The organism is Longimicrobium terrae, assembly GCF_014202995.1.
Lineage (GTDB): Bacteria > Gemmatimonadota > Gemmatimonadetes > Longimicrobiales > Longimicrobiaceae > Longimicrobium > Longimicrobium terrae.
In genome coordinates this window covers 1-16239 of record NZ_JACHIA010000010.1, presented here as the reverse complement: position 1 = coordinate 16239, position 16239 = coordinate 1, and the positions used below count along the sequence as shown (strand labels likewise).

The following is a 16239-nucleotide window of genomic DNA, read 5'->3' as shown; positions in this document are numbered from 1 at the left end:
GATCTACTCTTCCACCGGTCCCGCATGGCTTTTTCCGCTTTCCACTCTCAGGGAGCTTTCATGGATTCTCAGCGGAACACAGCCGAACTCGCGGTCGTGGGGCTGGGTGGAGTCGGGGGCTACTTCGGCTTCAAGCTGGCGAAGCAGTACGCCGGGTCGATGGGCGCGCGGGTCACGTTCGTGGCGCGGGGCGCCACCCTTGCCGCCGTGTGCGAGCACGGGCTCACGCTGCTCTCGCCCGAGCATCCGGATTCCGTCGCGCACCCGGCGCGGGTGGTGGAAAGCGTCGCGGAACTGGGCGCGGTGAATCTGCTGCTGCTGTGCGTCAAGGAGTACGACCTGGAAGACCTCTGCCGGCAGCTGCAGCCCGTTCTCCCCGCCGGCGCGGCGGTTCTGCCCCTGATGAACGGGGTGGACATCTACGACCGCATCCGCCGCATCCTCCCGCACACGGTCATTCTGCCGGCCTGCGTCTACGTGGCGTCCCATCTCAAGGAAGCAGGGGTCGTGGAGCACCGCGGCAATCCGGGCAGCATCGTCGCCGGCCAGGACCCGCGGAATGCCTCGTTCGATCCCCGCCCGCTGCTGGGCCTTCTGACGGACGCGGGCATCAGGCTGGAGTACCAGACCGACGCATTTCCCGCCATCTGGACCAAGTTCTTCTTCATCGCCAGCTTTGGCCTGGTCTCGGCCCGCTACAACAGGTCCATCGGCCAGGTCCACGAAGAGCCTGCCCTGCACGCCCGGGCCCGCGTCCTGATGCAGGAAATCGAGGCCATCGCCCGCGCCAGGGGCATCGCGCTGCCGGATGACCTCATCGAGCGCACGTTCCAGAAGGCGGCCACCTTTCCGTATCACACGCCCACGTCGCTGCAGCTGGATGTGCACGGGGGCAAGGGCCGCACGGAACTGGACCTGTTTGCCGGCGCGATCCTCACATACGGGGATGCGCTCGGCCTGCCGGTGCCGGAAACCCGCGCCATCCGCCAGGAAATCCTGGCACTGAGCACGACGGGCGAGCCGCACCAGACTCCGGTCGTCCAGAGGTAACGGGACGGACGCAGGCGCTGGCCGCGGCCGATTGGAATCAGCGCGCGGGCACCTGTCGGATTCCCCCAAGCTGGGTCGCGGCAGCGCGCTGGATGTTCGGGGATGATGGAAGAGGGCGCACCCGGCGGGCGCGCCCTCTTATTGTGCCCGCGGAGAACGTTCTACTCCGATCGCGCCCGCAGTTTCGATACGGCCAAGGTGCTCAGGATGAGCAGGATGGAGCCCGCCGCCGTCCACGCCACGGTGCCGGACCGCACCGCCTCGTCCCCGCCGCGCCGCGCGATGAAGACGGCCACCAGCGCCCAGACGACCGTCAGCGCGTATCCCGCGTTCCCTCCCGTGCTCCACGTCACCGCCGCCGCGATCCCCCCGGCGATGGCGATCATGATGATTCCCCACATCTCGGCCGTCAGCGGCGCGCCGGTCCATCCCAGCGCCAGTCCCGAACCCGCCACGTTCGCCACCGTCGCCACGGTGATCCATCCCAGAAAAATGCTGAACGTCACCCACACGAGCGCACGCTCCGTGGCGGACAGCGACTGCCGCCGCGGCGCCGTCCGCGCGATCACCACGATGAGCGACGCCAGAATCCCGGCGATTACCAGCACGCTCAGCGCGTACCATCCGCGCGGAAAGACGAGTTCCCACACCGTGTTGCCCAGCATGGCCGCCGCGGTCAGCCATCCCACGCGCCGCAGCAGCGGATGGGCGCGCTGCGCCGGGAGCGCCTGCCAGACCGCGTAGATCACGGTCAGCAGAAAGATCAGCGACCAGATGGAGAACGCGTATCCGGCGGGGACCACGTATGTCGGATAGCGGTTGGATACCTCGCCGATCGCGGGCAGCCCCATCGCCGCGGGGATGGCGGGCGCCGCGATCTGCGTGATGGAGAACAACACGTTGGCCCACTGCCGCAGCCTGTCCGATTTCATCCGTCTGCCTCGTTCCCGTATGTGACGCCGGTGGCGGATGCTGATCCGCGTTCCGCCGCGGCTTTCTCTCCGAGCGGTTCCTGTAACAGGCGTGAATCGTTCCGCCAGACTGATGCACCTTCCGCCGCGCGTCCGTTTCGACGTCCAGCCCGCCCGGATCCGGCCAGGGAGCGCGTTCTCCACCCCCGCGCGGTGACGGCGATTGGGTGCAGCCCCGATCGTGAGCCGCCACCGCCGTGCGTGCCGATCCGTTGGCGCGGCCGATGCAGCGGAAGCATGTACTCCCATCCGCTCCCCATCCAGCCCGGAGCAGCGCCATGGCCCCTCGATTCTTCGGAACCGTATTGCTGGCCGCCGTCCTCCTTCCCGCAGATGCGCGGGCGCAGGCGCAGCCCGTGCGCTTCGCGGGCGTGCAGGCGGCCGACAGTGTGCAGACCCTGCGCGACGCACGCTCGCAGCAGGCCGCGTTCGAGCGGTTCCGCGCGGGGCGCCTGCCGCGGGTGCGCGGGCTGGGCGGCGGAAGCCCGAGCGACTGCACGCGCGTGGGCCGCTTCTGCTTCTACTTCAGCGACGACGGCGACGTGAATCCCCCGCCGGAGCCGCCCATCGTTTCCACGCGCCGCGCGGAGCTGGTGCGCGCGCTGGATGCCGCCGCCGCGCGCAGCCCCGGCGACGCGTGGATCACGGGGCAGCGCGTGCGCTACCTGGCGGAGCACAAGGAGCCCGCCCGCGCCCTCGCCGCCGCGCACGCCTGCCGGGCAGAGGCCGCGTGGTGCGCCGCGCTCGCGGGTTTCGCGCTGCACGAGGATGGCCGCTTTGACGAGGCGGGCGCCGCGTTCGAGCGCGCGCTGCAGCTGCTTCCCGCCACGGAGCGGGCGCGGTGGGTGGATGTGGACGAACTGCTTTCCGCGCGCGACCAGCGCACGTGGCGGGCGCTGTCCCCCGCGGACCGCGCGGTGGCGGAGCGCAGGTTGTGGTGGCTGGCGGACCCGTTCTGGTCGGAGCCGGGCAACGACCGCCGCACCGAGCACTACGCCCGCTGGGTGATGCACGCCCTGCAGGACGACGCGCGTCAGGTGGACCGCACGCGCTGGCTGGACGATTCGCGCGAGGTGGTGGTGCGGTACGGATGGCCGCGCTCGTGGGCCGTGTACCAGCCCTCGTACGTCGGCACCAACCCGGGCGACGCGGTGGTGGGCTACACCGGCGGCCGCTCGTGGGAGTGGCTGCCGCCGCTCTCCGTGGCCCGCGATCCCCGCGCGCTCAAGGGCGATGAGTGGCCCACGGAGGAATCGGCGGTCACCATCACCCGCTACGGCCCGGCGTACGCGGCGCGGATGGCGGAACTGCCGCACCAGTTCGCGCGGTTCCGGCGCGGGCGCGAAACGGTCCTGGTGGCCGCCTTCACCCTGCGCGACGACAGCCTTGCCGCCGCGTCCCGGCTGAACGCCGCCTTGGTGGCCATGGCAGACGCCGATGCCCGCCCGGCGATGGCGCGCGCCGAGTTCACCCGGCGGGGCGTGCTGCGCGTGACGCTTCCCACGGACAGCGTGGTCGCGAGCCTGGAGGTACGGGCGGATTCGTCGCGCATCTTCGGACGGCGGCGGGTGGCGCTGGGTGGCGATGCGCGCGCGGCCGTGTCGGACCTGCTTCTGCTGGCTGATCCCGCCGCGCGGCCGGTGACGCTGGACGAGGCGGCGGCGGGTGCGCGCTCCTCGGCGGAGGCGCGGGCGGGGGAGCGGCTGGCGGTGTTCTGGGAGACGTACGACGTGGGCGCGGCGGATTCCATGACCGTTCGCGTGCGCCTGGTGCCGGACGAGCCGGGCTGGGGCCGGCGGCAGCTGGAGGCCGTGGGGCTGGCGCGGGCCGGGCGTACGGCGGCGATGCGGTGGGTGGAGCCGGTGGAGCCCGGTCCGGTGGTGGGGCGCGCGCTGGGCGTATCGCTCCCCGCCGGCCTGCGCCCCGGCGGCTACACGCTGGAAGTCACGGTTCTCCTGCCCGGCCGCGAGCCCGCCGTCGCCCGGCGCACGCTCACCGTCGTCCGCTGACCATCATCCGCTGTATCAGTGGATGGTGGATGGTGGAAGTGCATCGAACGAAGCCCGTTGAATCGGAGGATGCGCCAGAGGGCGTTCGAGATTGTCCGAGGTCGCCGTGCAGGTGAAGCCTCACGTCTGTGTGATGCTTTCTGCTGTTGCTGCGCATTGCCTTGCTCCCGCACCCCCAACGTTGAGGATCGGCCTTCGAGAAACGGAAAGCCCCGACGACGCTCGCATGCATCGTCGGAGCTTTGCTGCATCGATCCAGGCGGGGCCAGGCAGGGCGGGTAATCGGGAATCCCGCACTGGCGTTTTCTGGCCTATTCTGTCCGCTGAGTGATCCTCGTAGCTGTTCGTGGAACTCTCGCCCACTGATACGGGTTCTTGTGCCAGGCAGGCGCGCGAACCCTGAAACGGCGACCCGGAAAAGCTGTGTATCAGGCCATCAAAAACAGCGGGCAGCGGCATTGGACGCTGGATGGGCGCGCGCTATATTGCCCTCCGCGGTCCGGTTTCGATCGCGGACAGGCGTGCCCCCGCGCCGGTCCGCGGGTCCGCCCCTTTCCTGTCAGGACCCGGTGCGCCACTCCGGCGCTCCGCTGTGCTCGCGTTCCCGTCCAACCGCTCGGGCCTCAATGAACCTCGCACGCCACCTCCTTCTGCCCACGGCCGCGGTGGCGCTGCTGTGCGCAGTTCCCGCGCATGCGCAGCAGCCCATCCGCGCCGGCCAGACCGTTTCGGGCGATCTGTCCGCCTCGGACCCCAAGCTGGCCGACGACTCGCACTACGACCTGTACGTGTACCGCGGCCGCCCCGGCGAGCGGATCACCATCACGCTCACGTCCAGCGACTTCGACACGTTCCTGGGCGGCGGCGCCACGGCGCAGAGCACGGACACGGACGATGACGGCGCGGGCGGAACCAACTCGCGGCTGGAGGGCACGGTGGGCGCCACCGGCCAGTACGTGATCCGCGTGAACTCGCTGCAGCCGGCCACCGGGCGCTACACCCTGGCCGTGCAGAGCGGTGGCGGCGGCGGCACGCCGGCTCCGGCTCCGGCGCCCTCCCCGCGCCCGGCTCCGGCCGCGGGCGGCTCCGGCCAGACCATCCGCGCGGGGCAGACGATCTCGGGCGAGCTGACCGCGTCGGACCCCAAGCTGGCCGACGACTCGCACTTCGACCTGTACACGTACCAGGGCCGGCCGGGCGAGAACATCACCATCACGCTCATGTCCACCGCCTTTGACGCGTTCCTGGGCGGCGGGGCCACGGCGCAGAGCACGGAAACGGACGATGACGGCGCGGGCGGCACCAACGCCCGGCTGCAGGCCACGGTGGGACCCTCCGGCCAGTACGTGATCCGGGTGAACACGCTGTCCCCCGGCGAAACCGGGGCGTACACAGTGTCGGTGCAGAGCGGCGGCGGGGGTGCTCCGGCGCCCGCCCCGCGCACCACGCCCGCGACGCAGGCGTCCAACGGCGGCGCGCGCACGGCCAGCGGCGGCCCCATCCGCGCCGGCGAAACCGTCACCGGCGCCCTGGCGGCGTCCGACAACAAGCTGGATGACGGGTCGTTCTTTGACCTGTACACCTACCGCGGCACCCCCGGCGAGCAGATCACCGTCACCATGATGTCGACGGCGTTCGACGCGTACCTGTCCGGCGGCACCATTCGCGGCGGCACGCTGACCCCCGAGGCGCGCGACGACGACGGCGCAGGCGGCACCAACGCCCGCATGGTGGCCGTGGTGGGCGCCAGCGGCGAGTTCGGCATCCGCGCCAACTCCGTGGCCGCGGCCTCCACCGGCGCCTACACGCTGCGCGTGGAAACCGCGGCCCGCGGCACCGGGCCGGCGCAGGCGCAGGGCACGCCCATCCGCGCCGGGCAGTCGGTGCAGGGCCGCCTGGCCTCGGGCGATCCCGTGCTGACGGACCAGTCGCTGTACGACCTGTTCGTGTACCAGGGCAGCCCCGGCGAGCAGATCGAGGTCACCATGAGCTCCAGCGACTTCGACACCTTCCTGGGCGGCGGCGAAGACGCGGCCTCGGCGGTGACGGGCGCCGACCATGACGACGACGGCGGCGGCGGCACCAACTCGCAGCTTCGCGTGACGGTGGGCAGCAACGGCCGCTACGTGATCCGCGCCAACTCGCTGCAGGGCAACGTGACGGGCGCCTACACGCTGGCCGTGCGCAGCGCGGGCGGCGGCGGCCAGGTCGCGTCGGGCAGCACCATCCGCCAGGGGCAGACCGTTTCCGGCCGGCTGGAGGCGTCGGACCCCACGCTGCAGGACGGTTCGCACTACGACATCTACACCTACCAGGGCCAGCCGGGCGAAGAAATCGTCGTCCGCCTGGAATCCACCGACTTCGACCCCTTCCTCACCTGGGGCACGCTGTTCGGAAACCAGTACCAGCGCATCGCCCAGGACGACGACAGCGGCCCGGGCGCCAACGCCGAACTGCGCGTTCGGCTGGACCGCTCGGGGACGTACGCCATCCAGGCCAACTCCTTTGGCGCCAACGAGTCCGGCGCGTACACGCTGCGCATCGACCCGGCCAGCCAGGTGGCCCAGCGCACCGACGCCACCAGCCGCTTTCCGGCCGTGAGCATCGGGCAGCCGGTGACCGGGCAGCTGACCGCGCAGGACGCCATGCTCAGCGACAGCTCGTACGCCGACGTGTACCTGTACCGCGGCGAGCCGGGCGACCAGGTGCGCGTGACGCTGCGCTCCACCGCGTTCGACTCGTACCTGGCCGTGGGCGCCACGGACGGCGAAGACACGCGGGCGATCGCCAGCGACGACGACAGCGGCGGCGGGAGCGACGCGCAGCTCAACTTCACCGTGGAAGGCAACGGCACCTACGCCATCCAGGTGAACTCGTACGGCCCGCGCGCCACGGGTGCCTACACCCTGCTGGTGGAGCGCGGAAGCGGGGCCGTCGCCCAGCGTCCGCAGGGCGGCACGTCCACCGCGCCGGTGGGCGCCGGCACGGCGGGAATGACGGGCAAGTGGGTGGCGGCGTACCCCGCCGTGACCACCCCGCGCTACAACCCCATGCGGGCGCAGCTCCAGAGCGCGCGGCGCATGGAAGGCGTGGCGGACCAGCTGAACGGTTCGTTCCCGCTGCCGCGCAACGTGCCGCTGCTCTTTGGCGAGTGCGGCTCAGAGATGGGCGCCAACGCGTTCTACAATCCGCGCGACGGCTCGGTCACCTTCTGCTATGAGATGCTGGACTACCTGACCGAGGGCTTCCAGGGCGTGGCGCAGAACCAGCAGGACCTGGCGGAGCGGGTGAACGGCGCGTTCGACTTCATCATGCTGCACGAGGTCGGGCACGCGCTGGTGCACCAGCTGGATTTGCCCATCACCGGGCGCGAGGAGGACGTGGCGGACCAGCTGGCCGCGCTGGTGCTGCTGCAGGACGGCGACAAGGGCGCCAACGCGGCGCTTTCCGGCGCCATGGCGCTGCAGAGCGAAGGCGCGCAGTTCGACAACTCGGATTTTTCCGACGAGCACTCGCTGGGGCCGCAGCGCCTGTTCAACATCGCCTGCTGGATCTACGGCTCGGACCCGGGCAAGTACCAGGGATGGGTGCGCGACGGCATTCTGCCCCAGGCCCGCGCGCGGCGCTGCCCGTCGGAGTACGAGCAGATGACCAAGTCGTGGACCCGCCTGCTGGGGCGCCCGCTGGGCCGTCAGTAGCAGACGGGGGATGGATTAACGAAGGGGAGGCCCGCGGCGCACACCGCGGGCCTCCCCTTCGTTTCGTCCCCGCCCGTCATCCACCAGACCCCTCTCGGTGAGGGTGGATGGATGCCGGATCAGCCGATCTCCTGCTCCTTGTGCAGCACCAGCGCGCCTCTGATCACGCGCCACGCATACCATACGAACACGCCCACCGCCGCCGCGCCCATCAGGACGAGGCTCCCCATGGACTGGGTGCCCATGACCACCACGAACCCGACGACGGCGACGGCGATTGCGTAGACCAGCCCAGCCCAGAAGGTGTGAATCTGCCATTGGTAGTGAGACTCCAGCCACGTGCCCCGCGCCTCGCCCCGGTTGACGTAGGCCAACGCCACGCCAAGCACGGGCGGAATGAAGTACAGAAATCCCAGCCCGAGCAGCACGTAGATGATCATGGGTACGGGGCTGTACGTCTGCTTCGCCGGGGCGGGGCGGGAGACGGGGATGGCGGGCGTGTACGCGGCCGCTTGCCGCGGCGGGCGCGCACCCCACAGGCGCCGGCCGCAGTGGGGGCATGCCGCGGCCTCGTCGCTGACGGAGCCGTCGCAGAAGGGGCAGGTGGTAAGGTGGCCCATCTCGTTCCGGGGTAACAGGTTGATGAGGGGGGTGCAATCGAGGGCGGATCGTACGTGAGACATCGGCAATCGTTTCAACCGGCGCGAAACGAGTGTCAGAAAGAAGCTTCTGCAAGGTGGCGGGCAGGACGGGCAGGACGGGCAGGACGGGCAGGACGGGGATGGCGAGGCGCGGAGCGACGGGATGGACGGCAGGCGGCGAAGCGGGTTCCGTGCATCCGCTTCAGCAGTTGACAGCGGAAAAGAAGGAAGGTCGCGGCGCACGCCGGGAACCTCGTCCGTGTTCCATCTCCCGAACCGCATCCGGCATTCCGCGGCCCTCGGCGGATCCGCCGTCGCACCTCATCCACCGCCGCGGGAGAACGAACTTTGTTCCGGGTGCCGGAAATGATGTGGATGAGGCCGGGACGCAAAGAGGCCCGCGGCGTGTGCCGCGGGCCTCTGCTGTTCTGCCTCGCCGGGTGCTAGAACACCGTCGAGCCGCCGCTGTCTACGACGTCGGGGTCGCCGCCGGGAATGCCGCCGCCGGTGGCCAGCGTAAGCTGCGTCAGGCGCGGCAGTTCCTGCACGCGGGGGGCGGTCCAGGGGCGGCGCGAAGCCGACGCCTGCGAGGAGGTGGTGTTTTCCATCATGGAGATCTCCGGGATGAACCGGTGCCCGTCGCGGGCACCACGGCGGTGTGCGATCGGCAGATTTGCACGGCATGTACCGTGCCTGATCGCTCCGGAGTGTGTTCTGGAGGGCGCCCCCATCGGGTCCCGGCGTGCAGTTTTCCTCCCCGCGCGTCGCATCCGGCATGCGCGCGGCCGCGGGCGCATACCGGCGCCGCGGGTGAGGTGCTAGTTTGCGGTTCGGTGTTCATCAACCATTCCACAGGGCGCGAATGAGCCGGCTTTTGATCCCGCGAGACGATCTGGACGGCGAGGCGGCGGCGCTCATTCCCGGCGGCGGAGAGACGGGGCGCATCTTTCGGCAGACGGACTGGGCGCGCACCCCGCTGGGGCCGGTGAGCGGATGGCCGCAGAGCCTGCGCACCATCGCGTCCGCGGTCCTGGGGTCGGCGGTGCCCAACATCGTGCTCTGGGGGCCGGATCTCGTTCAGATCTACAACGACGGCTACGTCCCGTTTCTGGGCGTAAAGCACCCCTGGGGATTCGGCATTCCCACCCGGGAGTGCTGGCCGGAGGCGTGGGACTTCAACGAGCCCATCTACCACCGCGTATTCGCGGGCGAGACGGTTTCCCTTGTCGACCAGCCCTACCAGCTGCGGCGCGCCGGGCCCGATGCGCCGCCCGACACGGTGTACATCACCATCTCGTACAGCCCGGTGCGCGGCGAGGGCGGGGCGGTGGGCGGCGTGTTCATCACCCTGTTCGATACGACGTCGCAGGTCACCAGCCGCGCCCTGCAGGCCGAGCGCGAACGGCTGACGCGCGACCTGGAGATCGAGCGCGAACGGCTGGCCGCGGTGTTTCAGCACGCGCCCTCGTTTCTGGCCGTGCTGCGCGGGCCGGACCACGTCTTTACCCTGGCCAACGGGGCCTACTACCAGCTGGTGGGGCACCGCGAGATCATCGGCAAACCGGTGATCGAGGCGCTGCCGGAGGTGGCGGGGCAGGGCTTCATCGAGCTGCTGAACGGGGTGCTGTGGACGGGGACGCCCTACCTGGGCCGCGAGCTTCCCATTCTGCTGGCCCGCACCCCCGGCGCCCAGCCGGAAGAGCGCTACGTGGACTTCACCTACCTGCCGCTGGTGGAGGGCGAGGGGGAGCGCGTGGGGATCATCGCGCACGGGTTCGACGTCACCGGGCAGGTGCTGGCCCGGCGCGAGGTGGAGCGGCTGCTGGCGGAAAGCGAGGAAAGCCGCCGCGAGATGACGCGCACCAACGAGCTGCTTTCCGGGCAGCAGGTGGAGCTGGAGGTCATCACCGAGCAGCTGCAGGAGAACGCGGCGGAACTGGAGGCGCAGACCGAGGCGCTGGCCGACGCCAACCTGCGGCTTCAGGCGAGCGAGGGGCGGCTGCGCGGCATCTTTGACCAGACGCCCATTCCGCTGGCGGTAATGAGCGGGCCGGACCACGTGTACACCATCGTAAGCCCGCGGTACACGGCGTTCGGCGGCGGGCGGCCGCTACTGGGCATTCCCTTTCGCCAGGCATTCCCCGAAACGCTGGAGGGCGGGCTGGGCGAGATCCTGGACCGCGTGTACGAAGCGGGCGAGCCGTTCTTTGCCAGCGAGCGCCCGGTGTTCATCGACCGCGACGGTGACGGCGTTCCGGAAGAGTACCTGTTCGACGTCGGCTACCAGCCGCTGCGCGACACGAACGGCCAGGTGTACGCGCTGGTGAGCATCGCCAACGACGTTACGCACCAGGTTCGCGCGCGGGGCGAACTGGAACGGGCGCGCGCGGAGGCGGAGGAGGCCAACCGCGCCAAGAGCGAGTTCCTGGCGAACATGAGCCACGAGCTTCGCACGCCGCTCAACGCCATCGGCGGCTACACGGAACTGATGGAACTGGAGATCCACGGCCCGGTGACCACGGGGCAGCGCGACATGCTGCAGCGCGTGCAGGCCGCGCAGCGCCACCTGCTCACGCTCATCAACGACATTCTGAGCTACGCGCGGCTGGAGGCGGGGCGGGTGGAGTTCGACTTGGAGCCGCTGTCCGCGCGGCGGGTGCTGGGCAGTCTGGACGCGCTGATCGCCCCGCAGGCGGCCAGCAAGCAGATCGCCTACCAGGTGCTGGAGTGCGACGGGGAACTGCGCTTCATGGGGGATGAGGAGCGCGTGCGGCAGATTCTGGTGAACCTGGTGAGCAACGCCGTCAAGTTCACCGAGGCGGGCGGGCGCGTGGTGCTGCGCTGCGACGCGGACGCGGAGTGGGGCTACCTGCGGGTGGAGGACAACGGGCGCGGCGTGCCGGCGGAAAAGCTGGAGTCCATCTTTGACCCGTTCACGCAGGTGGACCGGCGGCTGGACCAGCCGCAGGGCGGGGTGGGGCTGGGGCTGGCCATCAGCCGCGACCTGGCGCTGGGGATGGGCGGCGACCTGACGGCGGAAAGCACCCTCGGCCAGGGAAGTACCTTCACCCTGCGCCTTCCTCTCGTCCGCGGCGACTGAGCCGCGGAGTGGCGGGCGATGGACGCGCGGCCGGGGATCATGCTGCGTCCCCCGGGCGGGATCGGCGGGAGAATGACCGGAGACCGGCATGCCCCCGCGGCGTGCCGGTCTCCGCGTTTCCCCGGCTCAGAAGTAGATCTGCACCGCCAGGCCGGAGGTGAACGTGTCCAGGTTCAGGCCGGTGGAGTGGGCGGTGCGTTCGTTCACCGAGTCATCGGTCTCCAGCGTCTGGCGGCTCAACTGCGCGCGCAGCCCGGTTTCGCCGGAGATGCTGACGCGGCGCGCCGGGAACCATTCCACGCCCAGCCCGCCCAGGCCCCCCACCCCCACGACGCGCGATGTGGTGCCCAGATCGTCGCCGGGGCCGTGCGACTGGTGTATGCCGAACACGTACGCGCCGCTCAGGATGTAGGGCCTGACCGGGCCCAGCGGATCGGCGTAGCGGCGCACGCGCACGCCCAGCGACAGGTTCAGCTGGGTGTTGGTAGAGGAGCCCTCGTCGTCGTCCACGTCCAGGCTGTTCCGGGACGCGCCCAGCGCGACCAGGATGCCCACGTTGGTGTTGTCGTCCACCATTCTCCAGATCCCCGCCTGGGCGCTTCCGCCGTCCAGCGGCGCGGTAAAGGAGATGGAGCGCGCGCCCTTGCGGAGCACGGTGGTGGTGTCGGCGTCCGCGGGGGACGATTGGGCGTGCGCGGCGCCGGTGCACAGCGCGAGGGCCGCCACGATGGCGGAGGACACAAGCCGTTTCATCTGAGGAGAAAGGGTAGGGCGCCGGGGTGCGGCGCAGGTTGGGGTGATCCGCCTCGCCGGGGACGATCCGCGAGGAGGGCGCGAACGGCCCAACGATATTCCGTCGCCAGACGGAGTGCCAGCGGCCGTGAATGAGAAAGTGATTATCCGCGGGACGCTCGACGCCAACTGTCCTGAGCGGATGAATCCGCCGCTCCAGAAGCGCAAAGCCCCGACCCGTCGCCCACAGGCGCCGTTCGGGGCCTCAATTGCAATGCAGGGCGGGTGCGGTGCGAGCGGGACGGTTGGACCGGGGGAGAGTAGATCCTTCGTCGGCGCCAAGGTTCGGCCTGGGCGCCGGAATCGGCCGGCGCCTCCTCAGGATGACGCCTTTTGGCGCCTCAGCGGAGGGGTGGAGGCGTGGCGGAAGGTGGATGTGTGATGGAGGGTGAATGCGTGGCGGAGCGTGGTGGCGTGGCGCAGGGGGGAGGCTTGGCGCAGGTGGAGGCGGGCTGTGGCGCTCCTGTGCGCACTTGAAGCCGCGGGCGTGGACGCGACAGCGGCTACGAGCAGGGGTTCCTGCTGTTGGAGCGGCGAATTCATCCGCTCAACGGAGCTGGAGATGGTCGCCGAACCGCATCGCCCGCACCGTATCGCAGTTGGTGTGTGCTCCCTCTCCCACATCTGTTCGTGGGAGAGGGTCGTCGTGCGCAGCACGCGGGGTGAGGGCTCCCCCGGGGCTGAGCACTGCGCACTTCCGTCCCTCGCACTCACGCACTCACGCACCCCGCACTCACGCACTTCCCCTACTGTCCCGCGCTCGCGTTCCGCTCCTCCAGCCAGACGATCAGGTTCTCCATCCCGAGGCGCCAGTTGTCCTCCAGCAGCCGCACGGCGCCGTCCAGGTCGCCGGCCATCGCCATCGCCACGATCTGCTCGTGCGAGCGCGTGCTGGCGGGGACGAATCCGGCGTTGAGCATGTATGCGTACTCATACCGGCGCACCACCCGCTTGAGCGAATCGATGGTGGTGCGCAGGTACTCGTTGTCCGACGTTTCCAGCAGCGTGCGGTGCCACTCCACGTCCAGGTCAATCCGCCGCGCCGGCTCCTGCTCCGCCTCCAGCGCGGTGTTGATGCGCACCAGCGCCGCGGCCCGCTCCTCCGTCAGCGGGGCCGCGCTGCGCATGGCCAGCACCTCCAGCGTCCACAGGACGGAGTACACCTCGCGCATTTCGCGCACGGAAAGCGGCTTGACGAAAAAGCCGCGGCCCACGTCGGCGCCCAGAAAGCCCTCGCGCTCCAGCCGCAGCAGCGCTTCGCGGATGGGGGTGCGGCTCACGCCCAGTTCGCGCGCCAGCGCCGTGTCGCTGATGCGGGCGCCGGGCTTGAGGTCGTCGCGAAGAATGCGGTCCACGATGGCGTGGTGCACCTGGTCCCGCAGCGGAACGCGCGCGATGGAGGCGGGGATGGAAACGGGCGTGGCTTGGCGGGAGGTCATCAGGCGGGGGATGCGTGGTTCGTTCCTGGCGTTGCAAGATCGCGGGCGGGCCGGGCGGGCGCAACCGCCGCCGGAGTGCCGCCCGGGCTGTCCAATGTTCGTCCACTGGCCGGGCTTGCCGGGGCCATCCCGGGCCGCAACATTGGCCGGGTCGCCCCGTTTCCCCCACACGCAGGGACCGTGTCCGCACCCGCCGCGCCCACCCGCGAAATCAGCGCCTCGCACCGCATGATGCAGGTGACGGAGTGGGAGCTGCAGCGCATTCTGCTGGACATTCATGACGGGCCGGTGCAGCACATGTTCGCCGCGCTTTCGCAGCTGGACCTGCTGCGCCGCGCCCTGGTGAGCGCCGAGTGCCTGTCGCCGGAGGCGGAGGACCGCGTGGCCCGCATCCGGCAGCTGCTGGAGGGCGGATTGAACGAGGTGCGCAGCTTCATCGGCGCGTTCCGCCCGCCGGAGTTCGAGGCGCGCGGCTTGGTGGCGCTGGTGGAGAACCTGCTGCTGCAGCACGAGGCCATGACGGACACGCAGGTCGCGCTGGAGGTGCGCGGCCCGGTGCCGGACCTGGCCGTCCCGGTCAAGATCGGGCTGTACCGCGTGCTGCAGGAGGCGCTGAGCAACGCGTACCGCCACGGCGGCGCCGACCGGGTGGCGGTCCGGCTGCGGGGCGCCGCCGGGCGCGAGGGCCCGCGGCTGCGCATGACGGTGAGCGACAACGGCGACGGCTTCGACCCGGCGCGGATGGCGGAGGGCCGGCACTTCGGGCTGCAGGGAATGCGCGACCGCGTGGAGATGATCGGCGGGCGGTTCCGCCTGCGCAGCGCGCCCGGCGCCGGCGCGCTGATCGCGGTGGAGGTCCCGTCCGCCGCGCCCGCGGAGGAGGAATGAGCGGCTTTCGCATCCTGCTGGGCGACGACCACGAACTGGTGCTGGAAGGGCTGCGGTCGCTGGTGGAGGCCGAGCCCGACATGCGCGTCATCGCCACGGCCACCAACGGACGGCAGGTGATTGACGCGGTGCGGCGCGATCCCCCGGACGTGGTGGTGATGGACCTGGAGATGGGGGAGATGAACGGCCTTCGCTGCCTGGAGGTCATCAAGCGCGAGTCGCCCGGGGTGCGCGTGCTGGTGCTGACCGCGTACGGCGACGGCGAAAGCATGCGCGCGGCGCTGGAGGGCGGCGCGGACGGCTTCGCGCTCAAGACCGAGCCGCCGCAGCAGACCGTGGCGTCCATCCGGCAGGTGTGCCGGGGGCAGCTGGTGTTTCCGCTGGCGGCGCGAAAGTGGCTTCTGCGCAGCGAATCGCCCGGCGACGCCACCACGCCCAGCGCGCGGGAGACGGAGATCCTGGCGCTGGTTTCGGAGGGGCTCACCAACGCGCAGATCGCGCACAGGCTGCGGGTGAGCGACAACACCGTCAAGTTTCACCTGCAGAACCTCTACCTCAAGCTCGGCGTGCGGAACCGCACCGAGGCGACGGCCTGGTACCTTCGCGAAGGCCGCGCCCGCCGGGCGTAGAACGACGAATTCACGCTTCGATGAACAACAGGATCTCAGCCCTTAGCAGCTGCGTGCTGTGTGACAGTCCGCTGGCCGGAAACGGAACGGGCGGACAGATCGGCTTCTGCCTGAACTGCGCGGGCGAGCTGGGGATGATGCCGGTGGAAGACCTGATGGGGCTTACCGCCGACGATCTGGATCTGCTCCCCTTCGGCTTCGTCACGGTGGACGACGCGGGCGTGGTGGAAGCCTTCAACGCCTTTGAAGAGCGGCTGAGCGGGCTGCAGGCCGCGCGGGTGCTGGGGCGCAGCTTCTTTCGCGACGTGGCGCCGTGCACGGCCGTGCAGGAATTCGAGGGGCGGTACCGGGCGATGGTGGAGCGGGGCGAGGCGGGGATGGACCGGTTCCGCTACCTGTTCCGCTTCAAGAGCGGCGAGCGGCTGGTGCAGATCACCATGACGTACATGCCGGACAAGAAGAAGGGCGTGCTGATCGTGCGCAATCTGGACCGCGCATAGAACCGCTGACGTCCAGCCGCCGTCGATTGGGCGAGACGTGCGGCGGGCGTCGGCCTCGTTCGTGTGAGACATGCGGCGGCGCTCACCCAGTCTCCCTGAGCGAATGAATCCGCCGCTCCAACCGCGGTAAGCCCCGACACGTCGCCCACAGGCGCCGTTCGGGGCTTCAACTGCATCGGGGACGACTCGCTTCGGTGCTCAACCTCGCATCGGCGGGGGGCAACGTCGCGCCCCCACGCGGGTACCCAGCAGCAACGCGCCGCGGGCTGCATCGAGAACGCCGTCGCGCACGGACCATCGAATGCACAGATTCCGGGTCCGTGCACCAGAGCGGCGGCCGCAGTCCGCGAAGGCGGACTTTGCGCCGTTGTTGCCGCGACTTCAACGCTTGGTGTGAGTTTCTCACCAGCCGAGCAGATCGGCAAAGGCGAGCGGCTGTCGTCCTAGCTGCCTGTTGATCAAGATGCAGGCGTTGTGAAGCGAAGCTTTTGCGCAGAGCCGGGTAAACAGACCGTCCATGGA

At 70.2% G+C, this 16239-nt stretch carries 12 protein-coding genes; 7 read left to right on the top strand and 5 right to left on the bottom strand.

Going from position 1 to position 16239, the window contains the following annotated elements; genetic code table 11:
* Positions 1-60: 60 nt before the first annotated feature.
* Positions 61-1050 carry a ketopantoate reductase family protein gene (locus tag HNQ61_RS16150; protein ID WP_170032308.1) on the top strand — a complete coding sequence of 330 codons (990 nt, stop codon included), beginning with the start codon at positions 61-63 and terminating at the stop codon, positions 1048-1050.
* 161 nt (positions 1051-1211) lie between these two features.
* On the opposite strand, the gene HNQ61_RS16145 is transcribed toward HNQ61_RS16150, so the two are convergent.
* Positions 1212-1982: a tryptophan-rich sensory protein gene (locus HNQ61_RS16145; RefSeq protein WP_170032305.1), complete on the bottom strand. Its 771-nt coding sequence runs from the start codon at positions 1980-1982 to the stop codon at positions 1212-1214.
* 317 nt (positions 1983-2299) lie between these two features.
* On the opposite strand from HNQ61_RS16145, the gene HNQ61_RS16140 reads away from it, so the two are divergent.
* Together HNQ61_RS16140 and HNQ61_RS16135 are read left to right on the top strand one after the other, a co-directional pair.
* The gene (locus HNQ61_RS16140) at positions 2300-4030 is read left to right on the top strand and encodes a hypothetical protein (RefSeq protein WP_170032302.1); all 1731 of its coding nucleotides are present in this window, start codon (positions 2300-2302) and stop codon (positions 4028-4030) included.
* A gap of 626 nt (positions 4031-4656) precedes the next feature.
* The gene (locus HNQ61_RS16135) at positions 4657-7728 is read left to right on the top strand and encodes a DUF4344 domain-containing metallopeptidase (protein ID WP_170032299.1); all 3072 of its coding nucleotides are present in this window, start codon (positions 4657-4659) and stop codon (positions 7726-7728) included.
* 119 nt (positions 7729-7847) lie between these two features.
* Here the strand turns inward: HNQ61_RS16135 and HNQ61_RS16130 are convergent, their stop codons facing one another.
* Complete coding sequence (locus HNQ61_RS16130; protein ID WP_170032297.1) at positions 7848-8348, bottom strand: DUF4870 family protein; 501 nt, start codon at positions 8346-8348, stop codon at positions 7848-7850.
* A 464-nt stretch (positions 8349-8812) separates the two neighbouring features.
* Complete coding sequence (locus HNQ61_RS16125; protein ID WP_170032295.1) at positions 8813-8980, bottom strand: hypothetical protein; 168 nt, start codon at positions 8978-8980, stop codon at positions 8813-8815.
* Between the two features lie 251 nt (positions 8981-9231).
* On the opposite strand from HNQ61_RS16125, the gene HNQ61_RS16120 reads away from it, so the two are divergent.
* The gene (locus HNQ61_RS16120) at positions 9232-11469 is read left to right on the top strand and encodes an ATP-binding protein (protein ID WP_170032293.1); all 2238 of its coding nucleotides are present in this window, start codon (positions 9232-9234) and stop codon (positions 11467-11469) included.
* Positions 11470-11595: 126 nt separating this feature from the next.
* Here HNQ61_RS16120 and HNQ61_RS16115 read toward each other — a convergent pair whose 3' ends face one another.
* Together HNQ61_RS16115 and HNQ61_RS29255 are read right to left on the bottom strand one after the other, a co-directional pair.
* Positions 11596-12222, bottom strand: a complete 627-nt coding sequence (locus tag HNQ61_RS16115; protein WP_170032291.1) for a hypothetical protein — start codon at positions 12220-12222, stop codon at positions 11596-11598.
* A gap of 785 nt (positions 12223-13007) precedes the next feature.
* Positions 13008-13700, bottom strand: a complete 693-nt coding sequence (locus HNQ61_RS29255; protein ID WP_170032289.1) for a GntR family transcriptional regulator — start codon at positions 13698-13700, stop codon at positions 13008-13010.
* A gap of 180 nt (positions 13701-13880) precedes the next feature.
* On the opposite strand from HNQ61_RS29255, the gene HNQ61_RS16105 reads away from it, so the two are divergent.
* Genes HNQ61_RS16105 through HNQ61_RS16095 form a run of 3 tightly spaced genes read left to right on the top strand, consistent with a single transcriptional unit; the run spans position 13881 to position 15717 of the window.
* On the top strand, positions 13881-14588 hold the full coding sequence (locus tag HNQ61_RS16105) for an ATP-binding protein (RefSeq protein WP_170032287.1): 708 nt from the start codon (positions 13881-13883) through the stop codon (positions 14586-14588).
* A complete protein-coding gene (locus HNQ61_RS16100) occupies positions 14585-15217 on the top strand; it encodes a response regulator (RefSeq protein ID WP_170032285.1) in 633 nt (210 codons plus the stop codon). The genes HNQ61_RS16105 and HNQ61_RS16100 overlap by 4 nt, the downstream gene beginning before the upstream one ends.
* 20 nt (positions 15218-15237) lie before the next feature.
* Positions 15238-15717: a PAS domain-containing protein gene (locus HNQ61_RS16095; RefSeq protein WP_170032282.1), complete on the top strand. Its 480-nt coding sequence runs from the start codon at positions 15238-15240 to the stop codon at positions 15715-15717.
* Positions 15718-16239 lie beyond the last annotated feature (522 nt).

Bases quoted from the DNA above. Each gene is read 5' to 3' on its own strand.
- HNQ61_RS16150 (WP_170032308.1), top strand. From the start codon at position 61: ATGGATTCTCAGCGGAACACAGCCGAACTCGCGGTCGTGGGGCTGGGT.
- HNQ61_RS16145 (WP_170032305.1), bottom strand. From the start codon at position 1,982: ATGAAATCGGACAGGCTGCGGCAGTGGGCCAACGTGTTGTTCTCCATC.
- HNQ61_RS16140 (WP_170032302.1), top strand. From the start codon at position 2,300: ATGGCCCCTCGATTCTTCGGAACCGTATTGCTGGCCGCCGTCCTCCTT.
- HNQ61_RS16135 (WP_170032299.1), top strand. From the start codon at position 4,657: ATGAACCTCGCACGCCACCTCCTTCTGCCCACGGCCGCGGTGGCGCTG.
- HNQ61_RS16130 (WP_170032297.1), bottom strand. From the start codon at position 8,348: ATGGGCCACCTTACCACCTGCCCCTTCTGCGACGGCTCCGTCAGCGAC.
- HNQ61_RS16125 (WP_170032295.1), bottom strand. From the start codon at position 8,980: ATGATGGAAAACACCACCTCCTCGCAGGCGTCGGCTTCGCGCCGCCCC.
- HNQ61_RS16120 (WP_170032293.1), top strand. From the start codon at position 9,232: ATGAGCCGGCTTTTGATCCCGCGAGACGATCTGGACGGCGAGGCGGCG.
- HNQ61_RS16115 (WP_170032291.1), bottom strand. From the start codon at position 12,222: ATGAAACGGCTTGTGTCCTCCGCCATCGTGGCGGCCCTCGCGCTGTGC.
- HNQ61_RS29255 (WP_170032289.1), bottom strand. From the start codon at position 13,700: ATGACCTCCCGCCAAGCCACGCCCGTTTCCATCCCCGCCTCCATCGCG.
- HNQ61_RS16100 (WP_170032285.1), top strand. From the start codon at position 14,585: ATGAGCGGCTTTCGCATCCTGCTGGGCGACGACCACGAACTGGTGCTG.
- HNQ61_RS16095 (WP_170032282.1), top strand. From the start codon at position 15,238: ATGAACAACAGGATCTCAGCCCTTAGCAGCTGCGTGCTGTGTGACAGT.